Here is a 271-nt window from a genome sequence, read left to right as displayed (position 1 = left end):
GCGCTGCTGTTTGTGTGAAACCTGCTAACAGTGGGTCGATACCTGAAGGGATAAAGTTAGCAGAGAAACCGCCAGAGACACCAGCAAACGCCGCTGCGATACCCGCTAGAGGGTGACGGCCAGCTGCGTGGAAAATAATACCACCAAGAGGAATAACCAGTACGTAACCCGCATCTGCTGCAGTGTGCGATACAATTGCTACAAGGATCAGCATTGGTGTAAGTAGCTTAGCTGGTGTGAAGTTAAGCATTTTCTTAAGGCCAGTAGTAAT

1 protein-coding gene is annotated in these 271 nt (G+C 49.1%); it reads right to left on the bottom strand.

Features of this window, described 5'->3' with window-relative positions; translation table 11 throughout:
• A partial coding sequence (locus AYW75_RS18485; protein WP_197478980.1) for an AbgT family transporter occupies nt 1-271 on the bottom strand: 271 nt, incomplete at both ends.

This window comes from Marinomonas atlantica (assembly GCF_001639725.1).
Taxonomy (GTDB): Bacteria; Pseudomonadota; Gammaproteobacteria; order Pseudomonadales; family Marinomonadaceae; genus Marinomonas; species Marinomonas atlantica.
The sequence above is the reverse complement of the archived record's forward strand: the minus strand, read 5'-3'. Positions and strand labels throughout refer to the sequence as shown.